A 1,527-nucleotide genomic window follows, 5' to 3' on the forward strand; every position below is an offset into this window, starting at 1 on the left:
GCGCGGTCGCGCGCCGCGGCGATGTAGCGCGCGTCGGCGCCGGTCTCGGCGGCGATGTCCTCGTTCAGCACGGTCTCGGGTGCCGCGCCGTCCACCACGGCGCCCACCGCCAGCTCCGGCTGGTGCGGCGCGCCGAGCTTGCGGACCAGCACGAGGTCGAGCGGCGCAGCCAGTGCGCGGGCAACCTCGGCGGCCACCGGGACGCCGCCGCGTGGCAGGGCGTAGACCACCGGCCGGACCAGGCCTCGGGTGGCGAGCGCCGCGCCCAGAAGCCGCCCGGCCTCGGCCCGGTCGGCGAAGCGCCGGTCGCTCATGGCGATCCCCCCGGTGCCGGAAGGTGATACGAATCAAGGCGCACGCCCGGAGAGGCGCTAGGCTGCACGACAGCCAAGGAGGAAGCGATGGCGATCAAGGACATCCTGGTTCACCTCGATACGACGCCCGCGAGCGCGGCGCGGCTCGACCTGGCGGCCGGGTTGGCGCAGCGCCACGCGGCGCATCTGGCCGGACTATACGTGGTGGACGTGGCGCTGCCTGTCATGGCCGGCGGCGAGATGGGCGGCGGCGCCTTCATCGCCGAGATGATCGAGAGCATGCGCCAGGCCGCGCTGGAGGAAGGCACGAAGATCGAGGCGACGTTCCGCGCCCGCCTGGCGCGCGACGGGCTGGCCGGCGAGTGGCGCCAGGTCGAGGGCACCACGGCCGGGCAGGTGGCGCTGCACGGGCGCTATGCCGACCTGGTCGTGCTGGGCCAGCCGGACGCGGGTGGCGAGAGCCCGGCCGGCGCCGCGGTGGAGGCGGCGCTGTTCGAGACCGGGCGGCCCGTGCTGGTGGTGCCCCATGCCGGCGTCCCGGCGCTGCCCGGCCGCCGCGTGCTGGTGGGGTGGAATGCGAGCCGGGAGGCGTCCCGTGCACTGCACGACGCGCTGCCGCTGCTGGCCGGCGCCGAGAGCGTGACGGTGCTGACCATCAACGCCGATCCGGGCTCCACCGAGCATGGGCAGGAGCCGGGCGCCGACATCGCGCGCCACCTGGCGCGGCATGACCTGCCGGTGACGGTACGGCGCATCACCGGCGCCGACATCAGCGCCGGCGACCTGTTGCTGAACGAGGCGGCGGACCTGGGCTCGGACCTGCTGGTGATGGGCGGCTACGGCCATTCGCGGCTGCGCGAATTCGTGCTGGGCGGCGCGACGCGGACGCTGCTGGGGCAGATGACGGTGCCCGTGCTGATGGCGCACTGAGGCGCCTTGCCTCCGCGGAATAAGCGCCAACCCCGCGGCTGACGGCTCGCCGCGGGTCGGCCGCGCCCCCACCCCGACCCTCCCCCGCCTTGCGGGGGAGGGAGAGCGCACGGCGCTACTCCGGCAGGCCGGCGAAGCCGAGCTGCTTGCGGGTCTCGGTGTCGGAGCGCAGGGTCTGGCGGCGGGTCGCGGCGTGCATCGCCTCGGCCCGGCCCTGCGCCACGCGGCGCAGCAGCGCGACGCCGCCGCCCGGCAGCAGGCGCGCGAGCTTCGCCACGCGCGG

General features: G+C 75.8%; 1 protein-coding gene and 1 pseudogene. One reads left to right on the forward strand and one right to left on the reverse strand.

Features of this window, described 5'->3' with window-relative positions; genetic code table 11:
* A pseudogene (locus OZN99_RS31310) lies at window positions 1-314 on the reverse strand (phosphoribosyltransferase family protein); the annotation flags it as partial.
* Window positions 315-401: 87 nt separating this feature from the next.
* Between OZN99_RS31310 and OZN99_RS31315 the strand changes: the two are divergent.
* Window positions 402-1,244 (forward strand): universal stress protein, encoded by an 843-nt coding sequence (locus OZN99_RS31315; RefSeq protein WP_270939103.1) that lies wholly within the window; start codon window positions 402-404, stop codon window positions 1,242-1,244.
* The last annotated feature ends 283 nt before the right edge of the window (window positions 1,245-1,527 follow it).

The sequence above is a fragment of the Falsiroseomonas oryzae genome (genome assembly GCF_027856955.1).
Lineage (GTDB): Bacteria > Pseudomonadota > Alphaproteobacteria > Acetobacterales > Acetobacteraceae > Falsiroseomonas > Falsiroseomonas oryzae.

Coding starts and splice junctions, on each gene's coding strand:
- OZN99_RS31315 (WP_270939103.1), top strand. CDS start 402: ATGGCGATCAAGGACATCCTGGTTCACCTCGATACGACGCCCGCGAGC.